At 39.0% G+C, this 25,068-nt stretch carries 23 protein-coding genes; 6 read left to right on the forward strand and 17 right to left on the reverse strand.

Translation table 11 applies throughout. From position 1 onward, the window contains the following. Nucleotides 1–23: 23 nt before the first annotated feature. From J2756_RS05380 to J2756_RS05400, 5 genes are all read right to left on the reverse strand, one after another. Complete coding sequence (locus J2756_RS05380) at nt 24–1,280, reverse strand: Nramp family divalent metal transporter (RefSeq protein ID WP_245315951.1); 1,257 nt, start codon at nt 1,278–1,280, stop codon at nt 24–26. Nucleotides 1,281–1,524: 244 nt separating this feature from the next. After that, nucleotides 1,525–2,763 (reverse strand): magnesium transporter, encoded by a 1,239-nt coding sequence (locus J2756_RS05385; RefSeq protein ID WP_209583371.1) that lies wholly within the window; start codon nt 2,761–2,763, stop codon nt 1,525–1,527. 60 nt (nt 2,764–2,823) lie between these two features. Then, a complete protein-coding gene (locus tag J2756_RS05390; RefSeq protein WP_209583373.1) occupies nt 2,824–3,276 on the reverse strand; it encodes an Lrp/AsnC family transcriptional regulator in 453 nt (150 codons plus the stop codon). A 440-nt stretch (nt 3,277–3,716) separates the two neighbouring features. Next, nucleotides 3,717–4,721: a hypothetical protein gene (locus tag J2756_RS05395; RefSeq protein WP_209583375.1), complete on the reverse strand. Its 1,005-nt coding sequence runs from the start codon at nt 4,719–4,721 to the stop codon at nt 3,717–3,719. 47 nt (nt 4,722–4,768) lie between these two features. Continuing rightward, nucleotides 4,769–5,764: a hypothetical protein gene (locus J2756_RS05400; protein ID WP_209583378.1), complete on the reverse strand. Its 996-nt coding sequence runs from the start codon at nt 5,762–5,764 to the stop codon at nt 4,769–4,771. Nucleotides 5,765–6,182: 418 nt separating this feature from the next. On the opposite strand from J2756_RS05400, the gene J2756_RS05405 reads away from it, so the two are divergent. From J2756_RS05405 to amrS, 4 genes are all read left to right on the forward strand, one after another. Beyond that, nucleotides 6,183–6,581 carry a Zn-ribbon domain-containing OB-fold protein gene (locus J2756_RS05405; protein WP_209583380.1) on the forward strand — a complete coding sequence of 133 codons (399 nt, stop codon included), beginning with the start codon at nt 6,183–6,185 and terminating at the stop codon, nt 6,579–6,581. Then, nucleotides 6,553–7,008, forward strand: a complete 456-nt coding sequence (cfbA, locus tag J2756_RS05410; protein ID WP_209583382.1) for a sirohydrochlorin nickelochelatase — start codon at nt 6,553–6,555, stop codon at nt 7,006–7,008. The genes J2756_RS05405 and cfbA overlap by 29 nt, the downstream gene beginning before the upstream one ends. 52 nt (nt 7,009–7,060) lie before the next feature. Then, nucleotides 7,061–8,128: a thiamine-phosphate kinase gene (gene thiL / locus J2756_RS05415; RefSeq protein WP_342593109.1), complete on the forward strand. Its 1,068-nt coding sequence runs from the start codon at nt 7,061–7,063 to the stop codon at nt 8,126–8,128. A 105-nt stretch (nt 8,129–8,233) separates the two neighbouring features. Then, entirely contained in the window at nt 8,234–9,238 is a 1,005-nt protein-coding gene (amrS, locus tag J2756_RS05420; protein ID WP_209583393.1) for an AmmeMemoRadiSam system radical SAM enzyme, read from the forward strand. A gap of 7 nt (nt 9,239–9,245) precedes the next feature. Here the strand turns inward: amrS and J2756_RS05425 are convergent, their stop codons facing one another. The 5 genes from J2756_RS05425 to purE form a co-directional block, all read right to left on the reverse strand. Continuing rightward, complete coding sequence (locus tag J2756_RS05425; RefSeq protein ID WP_209583397.1) at nt 9,246–9,920, reverse strand: DNA alkylation repair protein; 675 nt, start codon at nt 9,918–9,920, stop codon at nt 9,246–9,248. Between the two features lie 26 nt (nt 9,921–9,946). Beyond that, nucleotides 9,947–10,339, reverse strand: a complete 393-nt coding sequence (locus J2756_RS05430) for a hypothetical protein (RefSeq protein WP_209583398.1) — start codon at nt 10,337–10,339, stop codon at nt 9,947–9,949. Nucleotides 10,340–10,557: 218 nt separating this feature from the next. Next, complete coding sequence (locus J2756_RS05435; protein WP_209583400.1) at nt 10,558–11,844, reverse strand: UbiD family decarboxylase; 1,287 nt, start codon at nt 11,842–11,844, stop codon at nt 10,558–10,560. 91 nt (nt 11,845–11,935) lie between these two features. After that, nucleotides 11,936–12,082: a hypothetical protein gene (locus J2756_RS05440; protein ID WP_209583402.1), complete on the reverse strand. Its 147-nt coding sequence runs from the start codon at nt 12,080–12,082 to the stop codon at nt 11,936–11,938. Between the two features lie 81 nt (nt 12,083–12,163). Next, nucleotides 12,164–13,180 carry a 5-(carboxyamino)imidazole ribonucleotide mutase gene (gene purE, locus J2756_RS05445; protein WP_209583404.1) on the reverse strand — a complete coding sequence of 339 codons (1,017 nt, stop codon included), beginning with the start codon at nt 13,178–13,180 and terminating at the stop codon, nt 12,164–12,166. A 268-nt stretch (nt 13,181–13,448) separates the two neighbouring features. On the opposite strand from purE, the gene J2756_RS05450 reads away from it, so the two are divergent. Next, nucleotides 13,449–15,161 (forward strand): glycosyltransferase, encoded by a 1,713-nt coding sequence (locus tag J2756_RS05450; protein ID WP_209583406.1) that lies wholly within the window; start codon nt 13,449–13,451, stop codon nt 15,159–15,161. Nucleotides 15,162–15,439: 278 nt separating this feature from the next. Here J2756_RS05450 and mmp11 read toward each other — a convergent pair whose 3' ends face one another. From mmp11 to J2756_RS05485, 7 genes are all read right to left on the reverse strand, one after another. After that, nucleotides 15,440–16,372 carry a methanogenesis marker protein 11 gene (gene mmp11, locus J2756_RS05455; protein WP_209583408.1) on the reverse strand — a complete coding sequence of 311 codons (933 nt, stop codon included), beginning with the start codon at nt 16,370–16,372 and terminating at the stop codon, nt 15,440–15,442. Nucleotides 16,373–16,729: 357 nt separating this feature from the next. Next, complete coding sequence (ribH, locus tag J2756_RS05460; protein ID WP_209583410.1) at nt 16,730–17,140, reverse strand: 6,7-dimethyl-8-ribityllumazine synthase; 411 nt, start codon at nt 17,138–17,140, stop codon at nt 16,730–16,732. A 160-nt stretch (nt 17,141–17,300) separates the two neighbouring features. Further along, nucleotides 17,301–18,509: a cysteine desulfurase gene (locus J2756_RS05465; protein ID WP_209583412.1), complete on the reverse strand. Its 1,209-nt coding sequence runs from the start codon at nt 18,507–18,509 to the stop codon at nt 17,301–17,303. Nucleotides 18,510–18,782: 273 nt separating this feature from the next. Next, entirely contained in the window at nt 18,783–19,772 is a 990-nt protein-coding gene (locus tag J2756_RS05470) for an isocitrate/isopropylmalate family dehydrogenase (RefSeq protein ID WP_209583414.1), read from the reverse strand. A gap of 110 nt (nt 19,773–19,882) precedes the next feature. Next, nucleotides 19,883–20,377 carry a 3-isopropylmalate dehydratase small subunit gene (locus tag J2756_RS05475; RefSeq protein WP_209583416.1) on the reverse strand — a complete coding sequence of 165 codons (495 nt, stop codon included), beginning with the start codon at nt 20,375–20,377 and terminating at the stop codon, nt 19,883–19,885. 124 nt (nt 20,378–20,501) lie between these two features. Beyond that, the gene (gene hacA, locus J2756_RS05480) at nt 20,502–21,758 is read right to left on the reverse strand and encodes a homoaconitase large subunit (RefSeq protein WP_209583418.1); all 1,257 of its coding nucleotides are present in this window, start codon (nt 21,756–21,758) and stop codon (nt 20,502–20,504) included. A gap of 173 nt (nt 21,759–21,931) precedes the next feature. Then, on the reverse strand, nt 21,932–22,354 hold the full coding sequence (locus J2756_RS05485; protein ID WP_209583420.1) for a MarR family winged helix-turn-helix transcriptional regulator: 423 nt from the start codon (nt 22,352–22,354) through the stop codon (nt 21,932–21,934). Between the two features lie 285 nt (nt 22,355–22,639). Between J2756_RS05485 and J2756_RS05490 the strand changes: the two genes are divergently transcribed. Next, on the forward strand, nt 22,640–25,018 hold the full coding sequence (locus J2756_RS05490) for an OB-fold nucleic acid binding domain-containing protein (protein ID WP_209583423.1): 2,379 nt from the start codon (nt 22,640–22,642) through the stop codon (nt 25,016–25,018). The last annotated feature ends 50 nt before the right edge of the window (nt 25,019–25,068 follow it).

Raw genomic sequence — 25,068 nt, forward strand, 5'->3', positions numbered from 1 at the left:
ATGAATCCCCTTCTGAAGTAGGATCACATGAAACTCGTTGCAACAAGGCCCAGACTTAACCCAATGACTATTATCACAGTGGCCCAGGCTATGTAGTTGAAAATCCTGGAGTTAACGTATTCCCCCATGATACTTCTATCGTTTATTATGAGCAGCATGAATATCAGGATGAATGGGAGCAATATTCCATTTGCAACCTGTGAAAGGTAGAGTATAGGTAAAAGTGGGATGTTAGGGAGCATTATAACGATTGCTGCAAGCACTATAATTCCCAGGTACAGTCCATGGAATACCGGTGCTTCCCTGAAGCTTTTTGAAATTCCGGTTTCAAGACCCAGACTTTCACAGACGTAGTAAGCAGTTGACAGAGGTAGTATAACTGCTGCAAATAGTGATGCATTTAAAAATCCCAGTGCAAAAAGTCCACTGGCATACTGCCCTGCAAGTGGAAGCAACGCCCTTGAAACATCTCCAACATCGTTTACAACCACACCGTTTGAGAATATGGTTGATGCGCATGCAAGGACTATGAAAAATGCCACGATACATGTGAATGCAGGCCCAACTATTGCATCGATTTTGGAGTACTTCAGATCCTTGATGGAGATTCCCTTCTCAACAACCGAGGACTGGAGGTAAAACTGCATCCAGGGAGCTATGGTTGTACCCACCAGTCCTATTACCATGGTTATGTAAGCTGCACTCATGTCTATCTGGGGCACCGCAACACTGTGAAGGGCCAGTCCCCAGTTAGGATGGGCAAGAAGGCCCGCAATGATGTAGGAAAGGTACACAAGGGATGCGCCTATGAATATCTTCTCAACACTGCGGTAGTTGCCCTTTATAACTAGTCCCCAGACAAATAGGGCCGCTACTGGCAGGGCAATGTACTTGGGTATCCCAAACATTCCTGTGCTCACTGCAATACCTGAAAATTCAGCCAGGGTGTTTCCGAAGTTGGCCACCAGAAGGGCTATCATCACGAAAAATGTGATTTTAACCCCAACTTTCTCTCTTATAAGGTCTGCAAGACCTTTTCCAGATACAACACCCATACGCACTCCCATTTCCTGTACAACAGCAAGCGCTACTAGCATTGGTATGAAGGTCCAGAGCAGGGTGTAGCCGAAGTTGGCACCTGCAAGGCTGTATGTGGTTATTCCCCCAGCATCGTTGTCAACCGTGGCTGTTATTATACCAGGACCCATAATTGACAGAAAGAGGATTAAACTGGCCATTCTTGGGCCTTTAAATGATCTAAGCAAAATTTTGAAATCCAATGTATCATCCCCAATTCAGAGATCGTTGAAACTATCAAAGTTGTAAAGTCTGAAATCCTTAAGAACACTGTTACTCATTATTTTTAAATTTTAAAGTATCTTATCTTTTAAGGGATCTGAACTTTTAAATAAACATGTTAACTGAAACTAATCTTGAAACAAATCTTAAATTATAAGAGTAAGAGGTTTAAAATAATCTGTTAAAACTGATTCTATCAATTATCAGCCATGAAATCCGTATAAACTACCTGAACATCCTTGGAACTTTTTTCTTCCATGCTGTAGGCAGTACTATGTCTATTGCATCATCAACAGTGATTATTCCCCTTATATTTTTCTCATTCTCAACCACGGGCAGTGCCAAGAGGTTGTACTTGGCTATCTTCTTTGCAACCTCGTACTGATCCTCCATAACATCAGCATTTATTATGTCCGTCACCATGAAATCAGAGATTTTTTTGGTTGGATCTGCAAGTAAAAGTTCTCTGAGGGACATTACCCCCACAAGATCACCAGAAACCGATTTCACGTAGATGTAGTAAATGGTTTCAACATCCTGCCCCAGTTTCCTTAAAAAGTTCAGAACCTCCTGAACAGTCATATCCTCCTCAACTGATGCAAATTCTGTTGTCATTATTCCACCAGCTGTGTTTTCAGGGTATTCAAGAAGTTTTCGGAGGTCTTTGGACTCCTCAGGTTTCATCAAGGTTAAGAGTTCCTCTGCTTTTTCATCAGGAAGGTCTCCGAGAAGATCTGCAGCATCGTCAGGTGACATTTCATCCAGGAGGTCTGCGGCACGTTTGCTGTCCATTCCTTCAAGGAGAGATACTTGTCTTTCAGGTGAAACTTCTTCAAGGGTGTCTGCAGCAGCTTCATCATCCAATGAATTCAGTATTGTTATGGACTCGTTAAGGCCCAGCTGATCCACAATCTCTGCTATATCTGCAGGGTGAAGCTTTTTAAGGTTCTGTTTTGGTACTTTGAGTTTTACCTTTGAGTAGTCACTTCTAAGGGTGTCTATGTCATTCCAGGCAATTATGTCCTCTTCCGTTTTTATGCCAAGGGTTTTTATGATCCTTTCAAAGCCCAGTCTTCTCAATATGCCGTGAACCCCTATATCCACCCCGATCACGTGGTAATAACCATTGGTGGCTGACAGTTTCAAATCGTTAACCCGTCTTATCTTCTTGTCCTCTATGTCAACAACCTGTCGGTCCAACACGTCTTCCACAAGCCTTATATCGCTTCTGGTAATTTTATACTCTTCAATACCATCTAAATCTGTTTTGAGCTTTATTTCCCTTTTCATTTCATCTACGTACTTCCAGGGAACTGTTAACTGATCCTTTGAAGACGTTTCTATGCTCAAAGCCTTTATTATTGGATATGGAATGTCTGAGGACACTATAACATCTTTAACTCGGGCTAATCTATTTCCTTCCTGATTTATGACTGTTTTTTTGATAAACTCGCTTAAGTACAAGCTTTCACCTCCTTGGATTTTGTGGATGATTATTAGATCATGTATAGGATCTATGGAATTCTATTTTTCAGGTCCCATGGGTGGCACAACCCCTTCCTTAACACGTTCCATGACTATCATTTCAGTTAGATCTTCAACTCCATCAACGGAACGTATTTTACTGTTGACTATCCTGTTAAGTTCTTGTATGCTGTGCGCCCATACCTTGATTAAGATGTCGTACTCTCCTGAGATGCTGTAAACCTCAGAAACTTCTTTAAGTATGGATAATTCTTTTTCAACGTTTTCGTGTTTTTCTGACTCCGTCTGAATTATGATTATTGCAGTAACCTTTAATCCTAATGTTTCAGGGTTCAGTATCAGAGTGTATTGTTTTATAGCATTTTTTTCCAGCTTTTTGAGTCTGTTGGAGATAGTTGCATCTGGTACATCTATCTCCTTTGACATCTGGGAGATGGTAATCCTCGAATTTTCCACAAGGGAACGAAGTATCTCCATGTCTGTATCATCCATTTGGAACTCACCACAATATTTCATACCACTTGGAAACACATTGAATTAATTCTCATGAATTTTAGTATTTCAGGCTTCAATGAATAACGGTACGATTCATTCTTTACTTAGTATATTACTGAATCATCTTATAAACATTTTGGAAGATTACTCAAATTTTTTTTAATTATTGGAAGATTACCCATATTTCGGCAAATATTTGGTAATATTCAGCATAGCTCAGATCAATGAAAAAAATTAAAGGATTGAAATGTTAGGAAACACTTTTAAATTATTTAAAAGTTGGAAAAAATGGATTAAATAAAAAATTGGTAAGGATATATGATTTTGATATTGGTTTTTCCAAATCATTTGCTTAACATTGGTTCTAAATGATTTATTATGGTCAAGATATTGATGAAACTAATTTTAAGGATTTGATTCATTTAAGGAATCAAAAGTTAAACCCACACCTTCAAAATGAAGTAAGCCGGTTGAGGAGTTATATACTCCAAACGAACATTTAAAACCGGAGTTCCCTTTGGAACCCCCACAACATAAGCATCAAATGATTTATCGGGAGTTCCTATGGTTAACACGTGCAACCATAAAACTGCAGTTTTATTATCCCCCAAAATCTCCATGAGTTTGTCATTTACAGGTATGGGACTTGAAAAAAACATCTCTCCATTCTTTTCCATTTTATCAGGACTGTCTATTATCCATCTGGCAGAACCATCAGCTAAAACTGTAGGATCAGTTAAAACATAAAAATCCGTTGAATTCAAATCTTCTTGAGTGATGTTAAAATGATGGCAAACCCATCCAGGTTTTCCAGTTTCAAAATCAGGTTTTTCGTGCTTCATAGATGCATTGAGACCTGCATGGGGGCAAATTTCCCAGTCTGATCCCATTCCATGGCTCCAAGAAGGGTTGCTGTGGACGTTCATGCTCACCCTGCAGGCCATGTACATGTAGCTGCAGAGAACTGTTCTGTTGGCAACTGCAACATCTGAAGAACTGGCTGGAGGTATTTCATCATGCACTAGAATTGGAGGTAAGTCATTCAAAGGATAAATGGTTATGGTAGAATCTGAACCATCTGGAAGTATCGTAGGCATGGCAGTGTCATATTCATGTTTTAATTTATTTATCTTTTTTATTGAGAGTGTTCCAGGTACAGTTCTTCCTGTTTCAGGGTCCACCTCTGCAAGTCCCGGTGTGATCATTCCAGAGAGTGTTTCCCAGTTTGAAGGATTTCCAGGTGTATTTATAAGAGTTTCTGCAGCATCCATAGTTATTCTTTGCATGGAATGTTCGAAGGAGTAATCCTGAATTTTGTAACTTACAATATCCATTGCATCGGCTGAAACACCAATTAAGACTGTTATAACAACTAGGGCCAGCAACAAATCCATTGAAAATGCTTGACCTCTTTTATCATCATGAATTTTATTGAAACCCATTTAATCCCCAGCTTTAGTGATCTTCATTAATTAACCAAATCAATCATCTAAAATCCAATTATTCCATATTTATTCTGGTGTCCATTATCCAGGAACAATTTGAAATAATATCCCCCGTCCTGATAGTATATGACTGAATTTCCAGGGTAAGTTCCACTTCCATCAGGGTTGGTATCGTTGAATATCACGTGATCCGAGGAACAGGGTGCAGAATTAACTGTGTTGTTGGGTGAGTGTGCAGGTACCACAAATGTTTCGAATCCATAATGGAAGCAGGTGGATTTGCCTTCCAAACGGCACAAAAAACATGACCCATCACTGCTCTCATGAAAGTATCCATTGTCTATGCAGTTTTTAAGTACTATAAATCCTTCACTTTCCCCATGGGATTTGTAAGGGTCATAGGGACATTTTTTTATGAAAAGAGGGGATGTTGCATTTTCATAGGCCCCTGCATTGGGTACTCCCCTTGAGTTAAAATAGTTCTCAAGGCTGGAACCGTAAACTATTCGTTCACTTGTGTTGGTAACTCCACCATGACCCTCACATTTAATAAATGGTACTGGGTCTGCAACTCTGCATTGGGGACTTATTATAGATACCTCTTGTGTCAAATTTTCCACATGAATTATATCACCCTTTTCAACCCAAACCGTGGAGTTCACTTCCACTTCAAAGGGTTCAGCAGAGGAATCCACAGCTCGAACCTCACATCTGACCTTCAACCCAGTATTGTTCCCGTAGTACTCGTACTTAGAATCCAATTTTGCTTGAAGGTTATTTTTAACGGATTCTCTGCTGTTTTGAAGACCTTTCCCGCTTTGGATTACCTTTTTATCTTCTTCCATTAAAACCTGACCTGTTAAAATAGGAACATCCCTTTCAACATCCTTAGCTGTTTGAAGCACAGCATCCGACCCTAAATTTGTACTCGCAGAACTTGATCCTGTATGAGACATGTCAAAGAGCACTGCCACAAGTAAAAGTGCAGGTAAAACCATTAAAAATGACATTGCAGTCATTGCGTATCCCCTGGAATCCATCATTCCCTCCATCATGAAGATTTGTATTACTTATTAATTTTTTTGTAATATATAAATGTGTTCACATGAACTTCAGATGCATTGAAATTCAAAAAAAATGGACAGATTTAAAAGGGATCAAAACCAAGTAAAAAAAGATCGAAACATTTGTATTAATGAAACATGAAATGATCATAAGTTTTATGGCTATTTATAATAAAGGGAAGTGCAAAAGAATTTAATATACAAGGTTATAAAAAAAAGGTTAACCTAATATAAAAACTCAACAGTTCATAAACAAAATAAAAAGCACGTAGATTGTAATATAATATAATTCAAATGGATATTTCCAAATTAGGTTTTTTAAGCGGTTGATGATATGATTCAACTGATTTTTATGAATTATTCTACAAAAAAGTAAATTTAATGGAGGTTCAATATGAAAGACATCGTTAGAGGTTGGCGCCATATACCACAGCGGTACAGTCTCATAGGATCAAAATGTTCACAATGCGGAAAGGTTTTCTTCCCAAAAAGAGTTATATGTCCAGAATGCAGGCGAAAAGGTAAAATAGAGGACATACATCTTAAAGGAAATGGGAAAATATACACTTACTCTGTTATAAACACCCCCACAGATGAATTCAAAAGTCTGGCACCCTACGTGGTGGCAATTATTGAACTTGAGGAAGGTGCAAAGATAACTTCTCAAATAGTGGACTGCAACCCTGAAGAAGTTGAAATAGGCGATGAAGTTGAGTTGGTCTTTAGAAAGATAAAAACAGAAGGCGAAGACGGAGTGATCTCATATGGATACAAATTCAAGCTCAAAAAATAAGATAGGCGTCCTGCTTGTGGGGCACGGAAGCAGATTACCCTACGGTAAAGACGTTGTAAGTCATATTGCAGATATTTACAGGAAGAATGGGGATTACGCAGTTGAAGTGGGATTTATGAACATGTCAAAACCATCAATACCCCAGGCAATAAACAAGCTTGCAGCAGATGGTGCTGAAAAGATCGTTGTAACTCCAGTATTCCTTGCACACGGAGTCCACACAACACAGGACATACCCCGTATTCTGGGCCTGAACAACGGTCATGATGAAGAGGGACACGACCACGCCCATGGACACGACCATCACCATGACAATGGTTCAGATGAAGAAATAAATTTTGAAGGCGAAATAATCTACACCGAACCATTAGGTGCCGATGCTAGAATCGCCGAAATAATAAAAGATAGGGTCAACGATGCCCTCTGAATCTTTTAAAAATTCAAAAGAATTGAAAATTTCGGACCTTGGGGAAAAAAAATTGATAAAAAGGCTCCTTGATAGGAGCCAAAAATTCCAATCCCACTCTCTTTTTTTAAATACACTTCTGGATGAAAACTCATTTAAAAGCAGAACCGATGATGCAGCACTTATAGATCTGGGTGAAAGTTATCTCGTTGCAACTTCAGACATGCTGATGCAGTCATCCCACTTTCCACAGAATATGAGCCCACGGCATATAGGGAAGAAGGTTGTCACAGTTAACGTCAGCGACATTGCAGCCATGGGTGCAGATACTATTGGCATGATAGTTTCAATGGGCCTGCCCAGTTCAATGTCCGTTGGTTACTTCGACCAGATCATTGAAGGTATTCTCGAAGCCTGCAAGGATTACAGTATGGTTCTCATTGGTGGAGATACCAACGAATCATCAGAATTAACACTCTGTGGGACCTGTATTGGTATTGTTGCCAAAAAAAATGTGCTTATGAAATATGGAGCCCGACCAGGGGATATTGTTGCAGTTACAGGACAGCTTGGTCTTGCTGCTGCAGGTTTTGAGATTTTAATCCATGAACTTGAAGGATCGGATGAAACTCCATTTAATGAGGATTTTGAGGAATGTTTTGGTGAACGTGTTAACTCCAAGGATAACTTCAAAGTAAATGCTCTGAAACACGCCCTTGAACCCCATGCAAGACTTGAAGAAGGAGTTTTACTTGGAAAAACTGGTTCTGTAAGTTCTGCAACTGATATAACAGACGGACTTTTAAGTGAGCTTGGAGAAATAATGGATACAAACCCCGGGATTGGAATAGAACTCCGTCAAACCAAAATACCCCTAGACCCTGAAATGTTTAAGTTGGCTGATGCTCTGGATAAAGATCCATTTGAACTTGCTTTAACCTACGGAGAAGATTTCGAGCTACTTTTAACCATAAAGAAGGAAAAGTTTCATGATCTTAAGACAGCTGTGAATGAATCCTTTGAAGGAGAAGTTACCATCCATGAAATTGGGAGGGTTGATTCATCTGGAAGGATCAGCATGATAGATAAGGATGGAAAAACAAAAATATTAACACCAAGAGGGTACCAGCACCTGAACTAATTTCCGTTCATAACCATCAAAAAATCATTGTTGGTTGTAAATCCCTCTTTAAAATAAGGAATATAAAAAAAATATTTTAAAAAACTAGTTTTTAAAGGTGGTGACATGAAGAAGGAAGCCATTCTTTATGAAAAAATTGGAAAATCCCTTAACTGTAAAGTCTGTCAAAGGCGCTGCATAATTTCAGATGGAAAAAAAGGATTCTGCAACATGCGCAGGAATGAAGAGGGAAAACTTTACAGCCTCAACTATGCTGCAGCTTCCTCTGTTTCAGTGGATCCAATAGAGAAAAAACCATTGTTCCATTTCTATCCAGGTTCAACTTCCCTGTCCCTTGGAACTCTCGGCTGTAACTTTCGGTGCAAGCACTGCCAGAACTGGACCATCTCCCAGGCAGATCTTGGGACTGTTCCAACCCAGGAAATATTTCCGGAAGAAGCTGTAAGGCTTGCAAAGGAATACAGATGCGGATCCATATCCTGGACCTACAACGAACCAACCATGTGGTTCGAGTACACCCTTGACTCTGCAAAACTCGCCCAAAAAGAAAATATAAAGACTGTTTACGTTACAAACGGTTACATGACAGAAGAGGCTCTTGATCTCCTATCACCCTACCTTGACGCTGCAAACGTTGACCTCAAGGGAATGTCAGACCATTTCTACCATGAACTCTGCGATGCAAGGCTTCAACCCGTTCTTGAAACCATTAAAAGTATGCATGAGTTGGGAATTCACCTCGAAGTCACGAACCTCATGATCCCAAGTTACAATGACTCCGATGATGATGTTAAGGCCCTTGTGAATTTCATGGTGGAGGAGGTTGGGGTTGAAGTTCCACTGCACTTCACTAGGTTCTTCCCATACTACAAACTGGATCATCTGCCCCCCACAGAAATTGCAACCCTAGAAAAGGCCCATAAAATGGCCAAGGATGCGGGTATGAGGTACGTTTACGTTGGAAATGTCCCATTCACAGATGGAGAGAACACTTACTGTCCTGAGTGCGGTGAACTCATTATAGAAAGAGATGGATTTGAGGTGGTTAGTGATAAGGTGAAGAATGGGAAGTGTTCCAAGTGTGGGGCTGGGATCGATATAATCGTTTAGATATTGTTTAGATCAATTTTTTCTGAAGCTTTTCATCCCTCAATTCCCTCAGAGCATCAGCAGCTATCCATTTAGCACTTTTAGAATCAGTACTCTTTATCTCCTCAGCAACTTCAATGGCTCTTTTGTTGAGGTTCTTGTTCCGCTTTCCGATCTGTCTTAAGGCCCAGTTAACAGCTTTTTTAACATATTTACGGTTGTCTTTTGATTCTCTTATTATGGGAGGGAAGAAATCTTCCATTTTATCATCAGGTGCCTTTTTATCGTGCACAGCTAAAACGGCAATTAGAGCAAAACCTGCCCTTTTAACGAATTCTTCATCACGCAAACTCCATTGAAACGCCTTTTTATACGCATAGGGTGTTTTTCTGAAGAGGTTGATGCAGCACTGATCGCATATCTCCCAATAATCAAATTCAGCAGCCCAGCTCTCCATCTGCCCTTCAGTGACCAGTTTGGGATCATCCACAATGGACGCCATGATCTTGGTTTCCCTGTAATCTGCATCCCATAATCTGGCTGCAAGTTCATGATCCTTTCCGACTTTACGTGCTATACGCCTTATTTCAGGCATCCTAACGGCGTAAGTCCTTTTTGGACTTATTCCAAATCTAGCCATTCCCTCCCTTTCCTCTGGTTTGGAAAGTGATTCCAGTTCATGGATTATATAGTCGTATTCCATACTAACCCCTTCATATTAACCCAAATTCAGCTTTTAATTTTTTTCAGTTCTTTATCTGCAGTGTAACCCATTCCCAAAGTTACTGTGGGAATTATTATGTATGTGAATCCTACGTCCGTCATGTAGTCTGAAAGGCCCATGTGCATGGGGCTTGGTGGTAAAAACATCACCAAATCTATTGCTATGCTTATTACAAACCATGAAACACCTATGAGGGCACTTTCCCTTAAAAAATCTTTGTTTTGTTGTTTGAAGTAGGTGATGGTCAGTGCAACCACGGTTACTGTAATAACAACCGGCATGATGGACTCAAAGAAGGGGTTTGCCCATTGTTTCAGGGGATATATCAAAAAAGAAACCAGAAATACTACAAGCCACATCAAGATGCCGTAAAGAATTATTTTAAGGGTTTTATTCATATTTTCACCAGGACATTTTTATTATTAACTTTTCTTATTAATTTTTATCCATATTAGTATTCCTTCAATAATTATTCAATATTAAAAGATGGTTAAACAACGATTAAGATCTGTATCCTCAACAATTTCAAAAAAAGTCATGATAAAATTAAATGACACTGCAAAAAGTAAAATATGAAGGGAAATTTTAATTTTTTTAATCCAATGCAGTTTTAAATCTAATCTCCGCTCATGCTGACCCTCTCAAACTTCTCTTTTCTATCGATCAACTTTGTAGCATCCACTCCAACCTTGGTTGTTGTGCCATCAGGTGTTGCACATGGGTCAAGGGAGGAACCCCTTGCTTTTGGAACTATTATGATGTCATCATCCCCTTTCACGCGCGTTGCAATTGCATATTCAATATCTTCAGGATCGAATATGTTTATATCTTCATCAACCACAATGCAGTGCTTCAATGATGGGTGAGCCGCAAGTGCAGCCATTATAACATTTTTACCATCACCCTGAGTCTGTTTCTTTATTGAAACAGCTGCATGAAGCCAGCAGCAGCCACCCTCTGTAAGTACTACATTCTGAACAGTTGGAACTGTGTTCTGAACTGCCTTGTATATCCTGGGTTCCTGCGGTAATCCCTGGAGAAGTTTATGCTCGTTTCCAGCAGGCATTATTGCATGGTAAAGTGGATCTTCCTTGTAGTGCATTTTATCAAGCTGGATAACTGGTTCCTGGCGCACCACGTCGTAGGTGTCTGTCAGGTCAACAAAGGGTCCTTCTTCAGCCCGTTCATGGGGCAGAATTTTTCCCTCAAGGAGTATTTCACAGTCTGGAGCTTCGATATCAACAGTATCACAGCGTATCAGTTTCATGTTCCCATTGTGGAATGTGTTGGCCACCTCCAGTTCATCTGCAGTTATTGGTATGGAGGTGCAGGATGCAAGGAGGGTTGCAGGATTCATACCAATAGCTATGGCTATTTCAAGAGGTTTATCCATTTCTTCAGCTTTTTTGTAGTAGGTGTAAAGGTTTCTTGGAACTATCCTGATTCCAAGTCTATCCTTCTCATTTACAAGCATCCTGTGTATTGATGCATTTCTTACCCCGGTTTCTGGGTCCCTGGCTATCACCACACCTGCGGTTACGTAAGCCCCCCCATCCTTTTTGTAGTGGGTTAGGATTGGAAGCTGGGATAGGTCTGCTTTTCCTGAGAATTTGAAGTTCTCACGAGCACTTTCTATGTTCTGGATTTTTTGAGGATTTTCCATTGCCTGAATTATCCTTCCAGTTATTTCAGGTACGTTTGCAGATATTGAACTGGCTATCTTCTCCCTTGTGTTGCAGACACCTGAGATTATCCTCATATCACTTTCTTCAACATTTTCAAATATGACAACATCCCTGGGATGTTCTCTTAATATCTTAGAGGCTTCATACTTTGTTGATATCTCTTTTTCAATTTTTACAACCTTAAATTCTTCTTCCAGGGTTTTAAGAAACTCTTTCATATTATTCACCCCATTATTCCCTTGAATCCTGTACAATGATAAATTTAAATTTTAAATTATTCTAAACAATTTCTTAAATTAATCTTAACGATTATTTGATCATGGTTGCAGCAAACATCACCAGAGCTATAACCACCAGTCCCAAGAGTATGTAGTTGGCACTGCATCCACATGAACTGCACTGAGGATCTTCAGATTCTGCAGAACAGACCCCCTTATTTTCAGCCTTCTTTTTCATTTTATCGCCTTAAATAGAACTTAATGAGTTAAATAACCAGTTAATATTACTAAATTCATCTGTTAAACAATCAGTTTAGAATCATTTTATATAGCTCATGTTGTTTTTGAACCTTAAAAGATCATTTTTTACAATTGAATCTCCCAATCCAAGGATTTCAGCTGCAAATAATGCGGCATTAGCCCCAGAATCTATTCCCATCGTTCCAACAGGGACACCCGGAGGCATGTTAACCATTGAAAGCAGTGCATCCATTCCCTCCATCCTTATGACACATGGAACACCTATAACTGGTTTTTCTGTGTGGGCAACCACAGCCCCTGTTACATGGGCTGAAAGTCCAGATATGGCTATGTAAAGTTTGACTCCCCTCATCTCATCCATGTACCTTTCAAATTTCTCAGGATTTCTTATTGGAGAGACAACAGTTGAATCATAACTTATGTTCATCTTATCAAGGAACATAGTGGTTTTCTTGGCCACCTTCATGTCTGAATGACTTCCTGATATCACTGCCACATCAGGATAACCTGGATCATCAAAGACTTCCCTGTAATTTTCCTGGGGTTTTGATTTTGAGCTGAACTCCTCCTTTGAATAGAAATTTCCATTGAGTTTTCCCTCAAGTTTTTCCTCATCATCCTTTATCTTGAAGAAGAAATTTCTGCGCATGGTGGAAAGTCTCTTACGCACCTCCTCGTCATGTGCTCCGATTATCTGGGCTGCAAGTATCGCTGCATTTTCACCCCTGTCCACACCCACAGATGCAACTGGTGCACCTATTGGCATCTGAACAGTTGCAAATAAGGCGTCAAGACCTCCAAATTTAACGTTAACAGGGACTCCCACAACTGGTTTGTGGGTGTTTGCAGCCATGATTCCAGGTAAATGAGCGGAAAGTCCTGCAATTCCTATGAAAACCTCCACACTCCCTTCAGTAGATTCTTTGACTATCCTTTTAACCTTATCATGAGTCCTGTGTGCTGAAGCTACCCTGACATCGTAGGGCACCTCCAGTGTTTCCAGAATATTCACTGCCTTTTCTGCTATTGCAAAATCAGATGCACTTCCAAGTATTATCATAACCCTTGGTTCCATAATAACCCCCAATTCTGTTTTAAATGTGATTTGTATTGTGAAATTAATTTATTCCAATCTTAAACCATTATACACTAAAATTATATGTTTGAAGAAACTAAATAAAGTTTTGTAAGGGATAAAATTTTTATATTGAAGTGAGTTCAATACTCGTAATTTATAATGAATGCAGTTCAATATGTAGAACACTTGCACTTATTAAATAATTGATGTTCAACTAAAATTGATGTTCAACAAGATCAAGAAAGGAAATATTTGAGGTGTAGCTTTGTCATGGACCATACTGATGCTTTTTCTTTTAATTGCATCCTTAAGAACCAAGAAAAAACCAGAAGACATGACTGTTTCAGTTATAATTCCAGCTTACAATGAATCAAACACCATCGAACACGTGGTTAATACTGTAAGATCCATAAATTACGTATCGGAAACCATAGTTGTGGATGATGGATCAACTGATGACACTGCAGAAATAGCAGAAACAGCAGGTGCCAAAGTTATAAAACATTCCACCAATAAAGGGAAAGGTGCTGCCATTAAAACTGGTTTTAAAAAGTCAAATGGAGATATAGCCGTCTTCTTAGATGGTGATCTCCACACTTTAACTGTTGAACAGGTTGAAAAAATTATAAAACCTATTTTGAATGGTGAAGCAGATATAACGAAAACCAAATTTAAAAGGGAAGCCGGCAGAGTTACTGAATTAACTGCAAAACCCCTTTTGAAGTTCTTCTTCCCTGAGCTGAAGTTCGACCAGCCCCTGAGCGGACAGTTCGCGGCTAAAAGAAGCTTCTTAAACAGTATAAACCTGGAAGATGACTACGGTGTGGATGTGGGAATAGTTCTGGATGCAGATGTCCGTGGGATGAGGGTTAAGGAAGTTGATATCGGTAAGATAGACCATGTAATGTCATCATTGAGTGATCTTAACGTTGTTGCCACAGAAGTTGTTAGAACAATTGTGGACAGGGCAATGGAGTATGGAAGGGTCACAATGATGGATTCCCTTGGTAAAGCCATAAGAATGGGGATATTAGGTCTCTCATTAATCACCCTGGGTGTTTTCTGCATATTCTTCATAAGGTTCATTCCACTGAACCTCGGATTGGTCATAGCAGGAATTGGTGCAGCTGTGGCTATCTTCTACATTGCAAGGATCATCAGAATGTCGTTTAAGGTTATTAGAAGATCTGAGGTAAGATTTCAAACCATTAGATCCTTCTTTTATATGCACAGCCCCATTATAGTGTCTGGTCTAATACTCATCGCAATGTTAACAACACTTCTCGGTGCAGTTCATGTTGATGACGGTAAGATATCCATTCAACCAAACTCCAGAAACCTCATAATCTGGAATCAGCCCCATGAAAACCAGAGTATTGATGTTAGAGGTCCTTACACAATTGACAGTGCAGTTGAGAATGAGTACGGCAGTATGAGAATGCCTCAGGAAGCTTTAAACACCTTGGAGTTGAATTATGGTGATTCCATATACATAAACGACCAGAAGTACAACATTACCTCAACACTCCCAGGGGAAGACAACATTATCAGAACGCCCTACACCGCCAGGAACTATTTGGGAATTCAAATAGGAGACAGCATTAGTGACAGCGACTTGCGTAACGTTTTTAAAAATTTATACGTTGAAAAAGCACTGCCAATTTCTGATCAAAATATAACCATGGATCAAGGATTCATAATCAAAACCAACAATGAACCAGGCAGAATTGTCAACATCTACGTTAACAACCAAAAAGTTGCAACAACGGTGGGAGTGCTGAAAAACGGGACATATACCATTTACGTGGATGGTTCAAAGTACAAGACCATTCAGTTCAACGATCAAAATCCTAATAAAACCTACTCCATTTACATGGGAAATTCCCTGATAAAGGTTGAAATTGGTGATCGTGTGCCTTCAGATATGGAGTTTGCACAATCGGATGAAGGTAAGTTCTTGAACTTCGTTTCAACTTAGAAAAATTAAGTTAAGGATTTAGTTAAGGATTAAAAAGAGCAGTTGAAACAACTGATTTTAATCCCTAACGAATTTTTCCTATTTAAAACCTTAAAATCAAGCAATATTTTTTTTTAAATAGATTTTTAAAAAATCATTAAATAATTAAGGTTTGTATCATTGAAGAACCAATTAGATAACTTTAAAATGAGTAGTTTTAGGTTTGAAGTTTTAAAAAAATGATTTAAATAAATAAAAATTAAATTAAAGTATAGTATAAAGAGAAGTTTGAAGGGAGGTTAATAGTAAACCTTAACAGCCTCTTCAATATCATTGTAAAGGCCTAAAGCTGCAAGAGCACCTATTTTACCTTCCCTACCTGTTACCTCAACGAACTGAACACCTGCTTCTTCCCCTATTTTTTCAGCTTCCTCTGCTGTTTTCATGGACTTTTTGGCAGATATTCCGTATTCCCTGATTTTTTCAGGAACCTTTATTCCATCCATGACCGCAATTGCTGTTTTATCAGACAAGGTACCCCTTTTAAGTAGATCACAGACTTTTTCAACAATTTTAGGTCTGTCACCAGGCATCACTGCAAAAACCAGGGCTATTGCGACACAATTCTGGGTTTTATTGGGGTTGTGAGGGTAAAGCTGGCACGTCACGTGGTCCAGGTATTCATAACCCATTTTAGCCATTTCCATACCTATGTTGTTTGCAAGGGTCCATGTTGCTCCTTCTTCCTTGGTATCAGTGTCATCGATCCCTATAACAAGTTTCTGCATACGGGGGGTGACAACTGCTGCCCTTCCAACCTTGGAACCTCCACCAACATCGTATAGTTCAACACGTTTAACTCCCTTGGCCATTCCACGGCACATTGCAGCTCCAACTCCTGCACCTGCAAGTCCTGCATGAACAACCTTAACTTCGTCACCTTCAACAACAACCTCTTCTATCCCTGCTGCTGAAAAACTTGGTTTGAGCTCCATATCTGCCTTGCCAACCTTCAGAAGGTATGTATGTTTATCTCCATCCCTTTTTGAGTCCAGAACCAGGTTGCTGGTTCTTTTGTACTGGTAGATCATCCACTGGGACCCTGAGATACAGGGGTGGTATTCAACAAGTTCCACCTGGTCTCCGTCGGCCATTGCAATGACTTTTTTATAGGGGGCTACCCAGGGGTCTTTAAATTTTTCTTTAAGGTCTTCTGGTTTTAGTATTTCCATTAAAATCTCCTTAAAACATTGATTATGAGTTTCAATTTTATAATTTTCAGTTGTTTATAAACTTAAATTCATGATCTTCTTTAATCCTCATGAATTGATATTAAGTCTGTTCCACAAACTTTTATTTTTATGGTCACAACTCATTGTTAAAAGTTTTAAAAATTTTTTTAAAAAAGAGGTATTGAAATATTTATTTAGCTAAGGCAGGTTTGGCCTTAAAAATCTTCATAAAAGCATATTATTTAAACTCAATATGGCCTAAAATCATCAGTTACATCTATTTAACGTGTTTTTGATTGATCGAATCGTTTATAATCATTTAATTTTAGAATGAGTATTTAAAAAATATTAAAATGGTTATTCAAGTCTTTCAACCATTTTAACAGCGGCCTCAACTGCACGTTTTGCATACTCAACGCGCTGGTGGGCTTCAAGTCTTGTCATACCTGGTCCAGATATTCCAAGGGCAACAGGTTTATCGTAGTCAAGGGCCAGGTCTGCTATTTTACGTGAAGCATGCTGGACAACGATTTCATCATGGCCTGTTGAACCTTCTATAACTGCTCCGATGGTTATGACGGCATCGATATCATCCTGTTTAAGGAGTTTTCTAACTGCAAGGGGCATGTCAAAAACACCAGGGACAGTTATCACCTCTGTTACTTCGGAATCAAGGAATTTAGCATGCTCTTTTGCTAGTTCTAACATCATATGAGTTATGTCATAGTTAAATTCTGCTACTACTGCACCTATTCTAACTTTTACCATTATTATTCCTCCAATTAGTTTTCTTGTGCCAATGCACTGATAATTTTTGAATCATGAGTGTCCGATATTAAATGGCTTAAATAAGAGCAATGTATGATACTGTACTTAGAGCCATTATAAAAATTATAAATAGTGCTATAGCTTGTGCTTTTGTCATATTTTAATCTCCGAGAAATTTAGAAATTTCTTCAAGGGATTCAACGAATGTTTGAACCTCTTCCTTTGTGTTGTAGTAATGTACCGACGCCCTGACACTTCCACCAAGTTCATATGCACCCACATGCCGTATGGCGGGAATTGCGCAGTGGTGGCCGCTCCTGACGCATATGTTTTTGAGTTCGTCAAGTATCTTGGCAACATCGTGTGCATTTACTCCATCTATATTAAAGGCCAATATACCATAAATATTTTCTGGACTTCCATAAACTATTGTGTTGTCTATGCTGCTGACACCTTCAAACATTAGGTCAGTTAATTTTCTGCTGTGCCTCTCTACTCTGTCCAACCCTATGTTTTCAATATACTTCACAGCTGCGCCCAACCCTATCACACCTGCAATGTTCTGTGTTCCCCCTTCAAAACGTGCCGGAATCTCTTCAAGGGTAAAGGTGCCTTCTGTAACATCAATAACAGTTCCCCCGCCTAAATTAAGGGGTTGGAGTTCCTCTGCATGTTCGCTGCTGCAGTAGAGAAATCCTGTTCCAACAGGTCCTAACAATCCTTTATGTCCCGGGAATGAAACAAAATCTGCACCAATATCCTTCACATCCAGATTCATGTGTCCTGCAGATTGGGCTGCATCAACCATGAAGAGAACTTCATTTTCAGAGGCCACCTCCCCAATTTCATGAACAGGCTGCACTGAACCTATGGCATTTGAAACATGAGTGGTTGTTATGAGCCTGGTTGTCTTGTCAACTGCAGATTCAACATCTTCAGGGTGAACAATTCCATATTCATCAGCTTTCACTATTCTTACGTCCACACCCTTTTCCTTGAGCCGGAGCCATGGTAAGAAGTTTGAGTGGTGTTCTATATTTGGAAGAACCACTGAATCTCCATTTTTGAAGGGAATTCCCCTTGCAACAAGGTTCACAGCTTCCGTGGTGTTCTTGGTGAAGAAAATTTCATTGGTTTTGGCATTTATGAACTTGGCAATACGGGATCTTGCCTTTTCAAACTCATTGGTTGCTTTGACAGCTAATTTATAGGCACCCCTACCTGTATTAACGTTGTAGTTGTAGAAGTAGTCACACATCGCCTCAACAACAGGTTTTGGAGTGGGGGTTGTGCTTGCAGCATCTAAATAAATGAATTCTTCAAGTAAAGGAAAATCTGGCCTTATATCAATTTCATCTCTTTCTTCCATGGGTAAAACTCCATTACAATTATTGATCCACATGGATATGACCTGGGATCCATTGGTTATTCACTGATCTATCACTACCTACTAACTAATATAACACGTGTTATAATATATTTTCTGTTCTCTCCCAATTCTTAATTATTATTAACAAAGTTAAAATAAATATTTAAAAAAATAAAATCCACTGTTTTTGAGTTATTGTTAAATTATGAGTTAAATCGAAGAAAGAAATTATTTGAAATGGAAAAATAAATTATGAAAAAAAAATTAAAGGGTTTAAGCTTCTTCAAACTTCGCCCTAACCTCTGATGCCATTTCCATGGTGGAAGAACTACCACCCAGATCTCCTGTAACGATTTTTCCCTCGCTTAAAACATCTGTAAGTGCATTTTCAAGTTTTCTGGCTTCATCATTCTCTCCAAGGTATTCAAGCATCATAACTGCAGACAGTATCATTGCAGAAGGGTTTGCAATACCTTTACCTGCAATATCCGGAGCAGAACCATGTACAGGCTCAAAAAGCCCCTGAGTATCCCCTATGTTGGCGGATGGAATTAATCCTAATCCTCCTACAAGTCCTGCTCCCTCATCAGAGAGTATGTCCCCATAAAGGTTGGTTGTTACCACAACATCGAAGTGAAGGGGCATGGTCAGGAGGTACATGGCAGTTGCATCAACGTAGAAGTCTTCAGATTCCAAATCACCGTACTCCTCAGCAACACTGTAGAAGGTTTCCTTGAAAATCCCATCTGTCTTTTTAAGCACGTTAGCCTTGTGAACACCCGTAACCCTGTTTCTATTAGTATTTTTAGCGTACTCAAATGCAAATCTGCATATCCTCTCGGAAGCCCTTCTCGTTATGACCCTAACTGCTGTTGCACCATCATCCGTGTACTCTTCACGTCCAATATACAGTCCCTCTGTGTTCTCCCTCACGATTACAAAGTCCACATCCTCAAAGAGACATTTGGTTCCTTTGTATGATTTTACAGGCCGGATGTTGGCGTAAAGTTCCAGTTCCCTTCTAAGCTTCACTATGACATCTGCTGCAGATTCTCCAGCCGCACCAAAAAGGCATGCTTGTGAAGCCTTTACTATATCTATTGTTTCTTCTGGAAGGGCAACCCCTGTTTTTTCCTTCTCTTCATCCCCTGCATCAGCAAAGGTGTAATTAAATTCAATGTCTGAAGCCTCGAGTACGTGTAAGGCGGCTTCCATAACCTCTTTTCCTATCCCATCACCAGGTATAACAGCTATTTTGTACATTAAAACACCATTTTAAGTCCTATTTTCATTTTAAATGTAATTAATATCTTAATTTTAATTTAATCTTCTTTTTATTCTATGATATTCTTTAAATCGGTTTTCTTTAGGTATTATTTAATGTTTGAAATGTTCTCCCTGAGGTAAGGGATCAAACCGCCCTTGTTGAGAATTTCAAGCATGAAATCAGGCAAACCCTTAACTTCGAACTCTTCTGAAGTGTTCAGGTCCTTCAGCATTCCTTTATCCATATCTATATCCACTTCATCTCCCTCAGAAACCTTTTTTGAAATATCTTTGGCTTCCAAGAGGGGAAGTCCCACGTTTATTGCGTTTCTGTAGAATATTCTTGCGAATGACTCTGCAATCACAACGGAGATTCCTGCTCCCTTGAGTGCAACAGGTGCATGTTCCCTTGAGGAACCGCATCCGAAGTTTTTACCAGCCACTATTACGTCACCTTTACTGACCTTATTTGGGAATTCAGGGTCTAAACCTTCCATGGCATGTTCTGCAAGTTCTGCTTCACCCCTGAGAACTAGGTACCTACCTGGAATGATTATATCCGTATCAATGTCGTCACCAAATTTCCAGACTTTTCCTTTCATTTTAACACCTTTTAAATTCTTATATTTATTAAATCATGAACTTGTGATGATTTTAGTTTTATTATCCCTTTTTACACCATAAAACATACTTAGATATTTATCAATGCTCAAAAAATGTTTTAAATCATAACTCCCTTGGATCTGAGATTTTTCCTGTGATTGCAGATGCTGCTGCAACTGCTGCTGAGCTCAGGTAAACCTCTGCATCTGGACTTCCCTGTCTTCCCTTAAAGTTCCTGTTTGAAGTTGAAAGGCTCACTTCACCTGGACCCACGAGTCCAACATGACCTCCTAGGCACGGTCCGCAGCATGGATTACATACAAGGGCCCCAGCATCAACGAAGGTTCTGAGAAGCCCTTCATCCATTGCTTTGGTGTAAACTTCCCTTGAAGCAGGTATAACAAGCATTCTTATGCTGTCTGAAACCCTTTGGCCCTTGAGGATCTTTGCAGCTGTCCTGAGGTCGCTGAGTCTTCCGTTTGTACATGAACCCAAGAAAACCTGATCTATACTGGTTCCTTCAACCTCTGAAACTGGTTTAACATTGTCAACGTGGTGTGGACATGCTATCTGAGGTTCAAGGTTGTTAACATCTATGTCCATAATTTCAAGTGAATCTGCATCTTCATCAGTCTTCATTACCTCATAGGATTTGGTGGTTCTTCCCTTTAGATAGTCAAAGGTTTTTTGGTCCGGTTCAACGAGTCCTGTTTTTCCTCCCATTTCAATTGCCATGTTACAAAGGACCATTCTATCAGATACGGATAAATTCCTGGTTGTTTCTCCTCCAAATTCGCATGCTTTGTAGGTTGCACCATCTGCACCTATCTTTCCAATTATGTTCAGGACAACATCCTTGGCGTAGACGTTTTCGGCCAGATTTCCGGTTATGTTGAATTTTATGGTTTCAGGGACTTTGAACCATAGTTTTCCTGTTGCAAAAACCATTGCCATGTCCGTTGATCCTATACCTGTTGAAAATGCTCCTAATGCGCCGTGTGTGCAGGTGTGTGAGTCTGTACCAACCACAACTTCTCCTGGAACTATGTGTCCCATTTCAGGCAGTACCTGGTGGCACACACCTTCCCTTACATCGTAGAAGTTGTTTATATTCTGTTCCTCCACGAATTTTCGCATCTCAATGTGGTTCTGGGCTGCCTCAATTGAGTCTGCTGGAACCTGATGGTCGAATACAACCACGATCTTCTCAGGATCCCATACATCGTCTACTCCAATCTTCTCGAATGATTCCACAGACATTGGACCTGTTAAATCATGAGTCATTGCAACGTCTATATTTGCCATTACTATTTCTCCTGCCCCTGATTCCTTTTTACCAGCGGCTTTTGCAAGTATTTTCTCTGCCATTGTCATGGACATTGTTATTCCCTCCTTTTTATGGAATTAAAATGGTTTTAATATTGAATTTAAAGCTTACGGGCTTGAAACATTTTATTGACTATTTTAAATATTATATTGTATTTAAATGATTTTTAGTGGACAAATTATATTTTAAACTAATAATATTGAATGGATAGTGCATAGTTATCTCATCATCCATGAATGGTGATTTTATTAACAATTTTAATAAAGCTATCAACTTCTTCCGGATTTAAAATCTTTAATATCTTTTTAATTGTATTTTTATGAACCTGTTTATGCATTTTCATTATATCCTTACCTTTAAGAGTCAGTTGAAGGAAATAAAAACGTTTATCAGATTCAGATTGGATTTTACTTATAATTCCCAATTTTATCAGCTGATTGATGGCTATTGAAACAGTTGATTTTTTAACATCGAGTTTTTTTGATAGTTCAGAAACGCTTATTCCCTCATTTTTATCGATTAATTCAATGTAATACAATTGTCGCAACGTATATTCTTTTAAATCCCCCGTAAGAAGCTGTGTTTGGAATTTTCTCATTAGTCCGCTCAATTTATCCATTGATTCTACAAGCTCAAGCTCTTGATTCATTTTGTCACTCCACTGAATATATAGTTTTATCTAACTAACTATTATAAAAATATTGCCCATGGGATCAAAGGAGAGATCATAAATCTTGCAAAAAACCACCTATCATTTTATTGAACATGGAAAACAATTAGATATGAATCGTGTCACACATTCAAGTGACTAAATTTATATAGTAATAAAAATATTATAATTATTAATACAATATGGGCTGCATTAGTTCTCAAATGCACTCAGTAGTATTTTAAATATGGTTGACAGAAGTATATTTTAAGTGAGGGACCCCAAATGAGCGGCGAAGTTAACGATGAAATAATGAAGGAATACGAAAGAATTAAGGATGAAATCTCATATGAAGACTTCCTGAAGAAAATGGAAGAGCGGAAGAAGGAATATGAGGACGTAAGTTTCATGAGTGACCTCGATATAGCCAGAACAATAACTGGTGAATACATAGATGAGGAGAATAAGGCCCTATCTGATAGTGAGCCTAAAAAAATATCCCAACTGATTTCAGGGCAGGATAACGTCTGTGTCATTGGACGTATAATGCACGTATCAAACGTTAAAAAGTTCACAAGCCGAAAGGGTAAGGCAGGAAAACTTGCAAACATCATCATAGCCGACGAAACTGGGGAAATAAGGGTAGTACTCTGGACTGAAAATGTTAAATTCTTGGAAAAAGTTCAGGAAGGAGACGTGGTAAAATTGAACCGCGTTGAAGTTAAACAGGGCTTCCGGAATGATGAGATCCAAACCAGCATGAATTCAAAACTTGAAAAAATTCCAGATGAAGGTTTTGAAGCGTTTCCCAAGTACGATAAGAGCATAACTAATCTGGCAGATGTGAAGGGAGATAAAACTGTCAACGTAATAGCCAGGATCATCAGGGTTCCCAGGATAAACACCTTCGACAGGAACGGTAAGGAGGGAAAAGTTTTATCACTGGAAATACAGGATAATACCGGTCAAATGCCATTAACCCTCTGGAACAAGGATACGGACCTTGTTGAAGAGCTCAAACTCAAAGAAGGAGATTCAATTAAGGTGCTCGGGGCTCAGAGCCGTGTAAGAAATGGAGAAATTTCATTAAGCCATTCCTGGCTTGGAAGAATAATCAAGGGAGAGTTTGATGTTCCAGAGTACAGTGAAGATATCCTGAAAATAGGGGATGCCCATGAGATGAAGAACGTCACTGTGATAGGTGTTGTATGCAAAAATTACGACAAAATAACCTTTGAGAGAAATGACGGCACTAAAGGGCAGGTCAAATCCATTGAAATGCAGGATGAAACTGGAAGTATTAAGGTCACACTTTGGAACGATGACGCAGATATGAAACTGGAAAAGGGATCCATAATTAAGATAACCGGTGGAAACATTGAATTTGATGAATATTCCGGTACAGATTACAGGATAAACACCAACTGGAACACTAAAATCACTGAAGATCCTGAAATAGATGATAAACTTAAGGAAACCCTTCAAAAATGTGGAGATTATATTAAACCGGTTGAAATAGCAACTTTAAATGAGATGGATGATGAAGGGGACGAAATTGACATAATTGGAAGAATTGTGAGCGTTCAGGACCCCAGTGAATTCCAGAGAACCGATGGAACATCTGGAACCGTGAGAACTGTTGAAATAGGTGACATTACTGGTGTTGTAAGAACTTCTTTCTGGGACGAAAAGGCTGAAAAATCTTTAACCCCCGGAGATGCAGTAAAGATCGAAAATGCCAGAACCAGGTTCGGAAATTACAACATGGAACTCAGTGTTGGAAGAACTTCCAGATTGTTGAATCCAAGTGACGAAGAAATCAAAAATCTTCCGTCTCTAAGTGAAATAGAGGAAAAAATCTACAAAACAAAACATATAGACGAATTAGAAGAAGGAGATCAGAACATAAGGTTGCTTGGAAGAATATTGAATGTTTACGAACCAAACCAGTTCCAGAGAAGTGATGGAACCCAGGGAATAGTTCGGACAGTTGAAATAGCCGATGGTACTGGAACAGTTAGATCATCATTCTGGGATGAAAAAGCAAACCTGCCCCTGAACAATGGTGACACAATCAAAATCGAAAATCCAAGGGTTAACTACAGAGATGGTAGTATAGAAATCAGTATAAGTAGAAATACAGTTGTTACAAAACCTAAAGAAGATGAAACTGAAAAGTTACCATCTTTAGATGAAATTCAGGACATGATCTATAAAAACCGGAAGATCGAAGATGTGGAAGAGGAAGATAAAAATATCAAAGTAACCGGGCAGATTGTAGAAGCCTATGGAAATAAAATACTCTATGAAATGTGTCCAAACTGTAACAAAAGAATTAGTTTCTCTGACAACGCGTACATATGCGATATATGTGGAGAGGAAATAGAAGAACCCAACTACCTCATGATAATATCCTGTGTTATGGAAGATGAAACAGGGACTATGAGGGCCACTTTCTTCAGAAAAGCCGCTGAAGAATTCATTGGAATGACTACCGATGAAGTTAGAGATGTTATAGCAAAAACTGGAGATGAAGGTTCCTTAGAGGATAAAGTCGCAGATATGGTAGGTCAAGAGATCGCCATAATTGCAGATGCAAGTTACGATGAATACAACGAAGAAATAAGGCTCAACGCCAAAAAAGTGGTTTCTTTAAAGGTTTAATTCATTGAACAAACCTCTAATCATTCAATAAAATAGATTCAAAGCTGATA

It is taken from the genome of Methanobacterium aggregans (genome assembly GCF_017874455.1).
Lineage (GTDB): Archaea > Methanobacteriota > Methanobacteria > Methanobacteriales > Methanobacteriaceae > Methanobacterium_C > Methanobacterium_C aggregans.

Bases quoted from the DNA above. Each gene is read 5' to 3' on its own strand.
- cfbA (WP_209583382.1), top strand. From the start codon at position 6,553: ATGGATACAAATTCAAGCTCAAAAAATAAGATAGGCGTCCTGCTTGTG.
- purE (WP_209583404.1), bottom strand. From the start codon at position 13,180: ATGGAACCAAGGGTTATGATAATACTTGGAAGTGCATCTGATTTTGCA.
- J2756_RS05465 (WP_209583412.1), bottom strand. From the start codon at position 18,509: ATGGAAGAAAGAGATGAAATTGATATAAGGCCAGATTTTCCTTTACTT.
- J2756_RS05390 (WP_209583373.1), bottom strand. From the start codon at position 3,276: ATGGATGATACAGACATGGAGATACTTCGTTCCCTTGTGGAAAATTCG.
- J2756_RS05425 (WP_209583397.1), bottom strand. From the start codon at position 9,920: ATGGAATACGACTATATAATCCATGAACTGGAATCACTTTCCAAACCA.
- J2756_RS05490 (WP_209583423.1), top strand. From the start codon at position 22,640: ATGAGCGGCGAAGTTAACGATGAAATAATGAAGGAATACGAAAGAATT.
- ribH (WP_209583410.1), bottom strand. From the start codon at position 17,140: ATGGTAAAAGTTAGAATAGGTGCAGTAGTAGCAGAATTTAACTATGAC.
- J2756_RS05475 (WP_209583416.1), bottom strand. From the start codon at position 20,377: ATGAAAGGAAAAGTCTGGAAATTTGGTGACGACATTGATACGGATATA.
- J2756_RS05435 (WP_209583400.1), bottom strand. From the start codon at position 11,844: ATGAAAGAGTTTCTTAAAACCCTGGAAGAAGAATTTAAGGTTGTAAAA.
- amrS (WP_209583393.1), top strand. From the start codon at position 8,234: ATGAAGAAGGAAGCCATTCTTTATGAAAAAATTGGAAAATCCCTTAAC.
- mmp11 (WP_209583408.1), bottom strand. From the start codon at position 16,372: ATGGAAATACTAAAACCAGAAGACCTTAAAGAAAAATTTAAAGACCCC.
- J2756_RS05395 (WP_209583375.1), bottom strand. From the start codon at position 4,721: ATGGGTTTCAATAAAATTCATGATGATAAAAGAGGTCAAGCATTTTCA.
- J2756_RS05440 (WP_209583402.1), bottom strand. From the start codon at position 12,082: ATGAAAAAGAAGGCTGAAAATAAGGGGGTCTGTTCTGCAGAATCTGAA.
- J2756_RS05430 (WP_209583398.1), bottom strand. From the start codon at position 10,339: ATGAATAAAACCCTTAAAATAATTCTTTACGGCATCTTGATGTGGCTT.
- hacA (WP_209583418.1), bottom strand. From the start codon at position 21,758: ATGTCCATGACAATGGCAGAGAAAATACTTGCAAAAGCCGCTGGTAAA.
- J2756_RS05405 (WP_209583380.1), top strand. From the start codon at position 6,183: ATGAAAGACATCGTTAGAGGTTGGCGCCATATACCACAGCGGTACAGT.
- J2756_RS05485 (WP_209583420.1), bottom strand. From the start codon at position 22,354: ATGAATCAAGAGCTTGAGCTTGTAGAATCAATGGATAAATTGAGCGGA.
- J2756_RS05470 (WP_209583414.1), bottom strand. From the start codon at position 19,772: ATGTACAAAATAGCTGTTATACCTGGTGATGGGATAGGAAAAGAGGTT.
- J2756_RS05400 (WP_209583378.1), bottom strand. From the start codon at position 5,764: ATGGATTCCAGGGGATACGCAATGACTGCAATGTCATTTTTAATGGTT.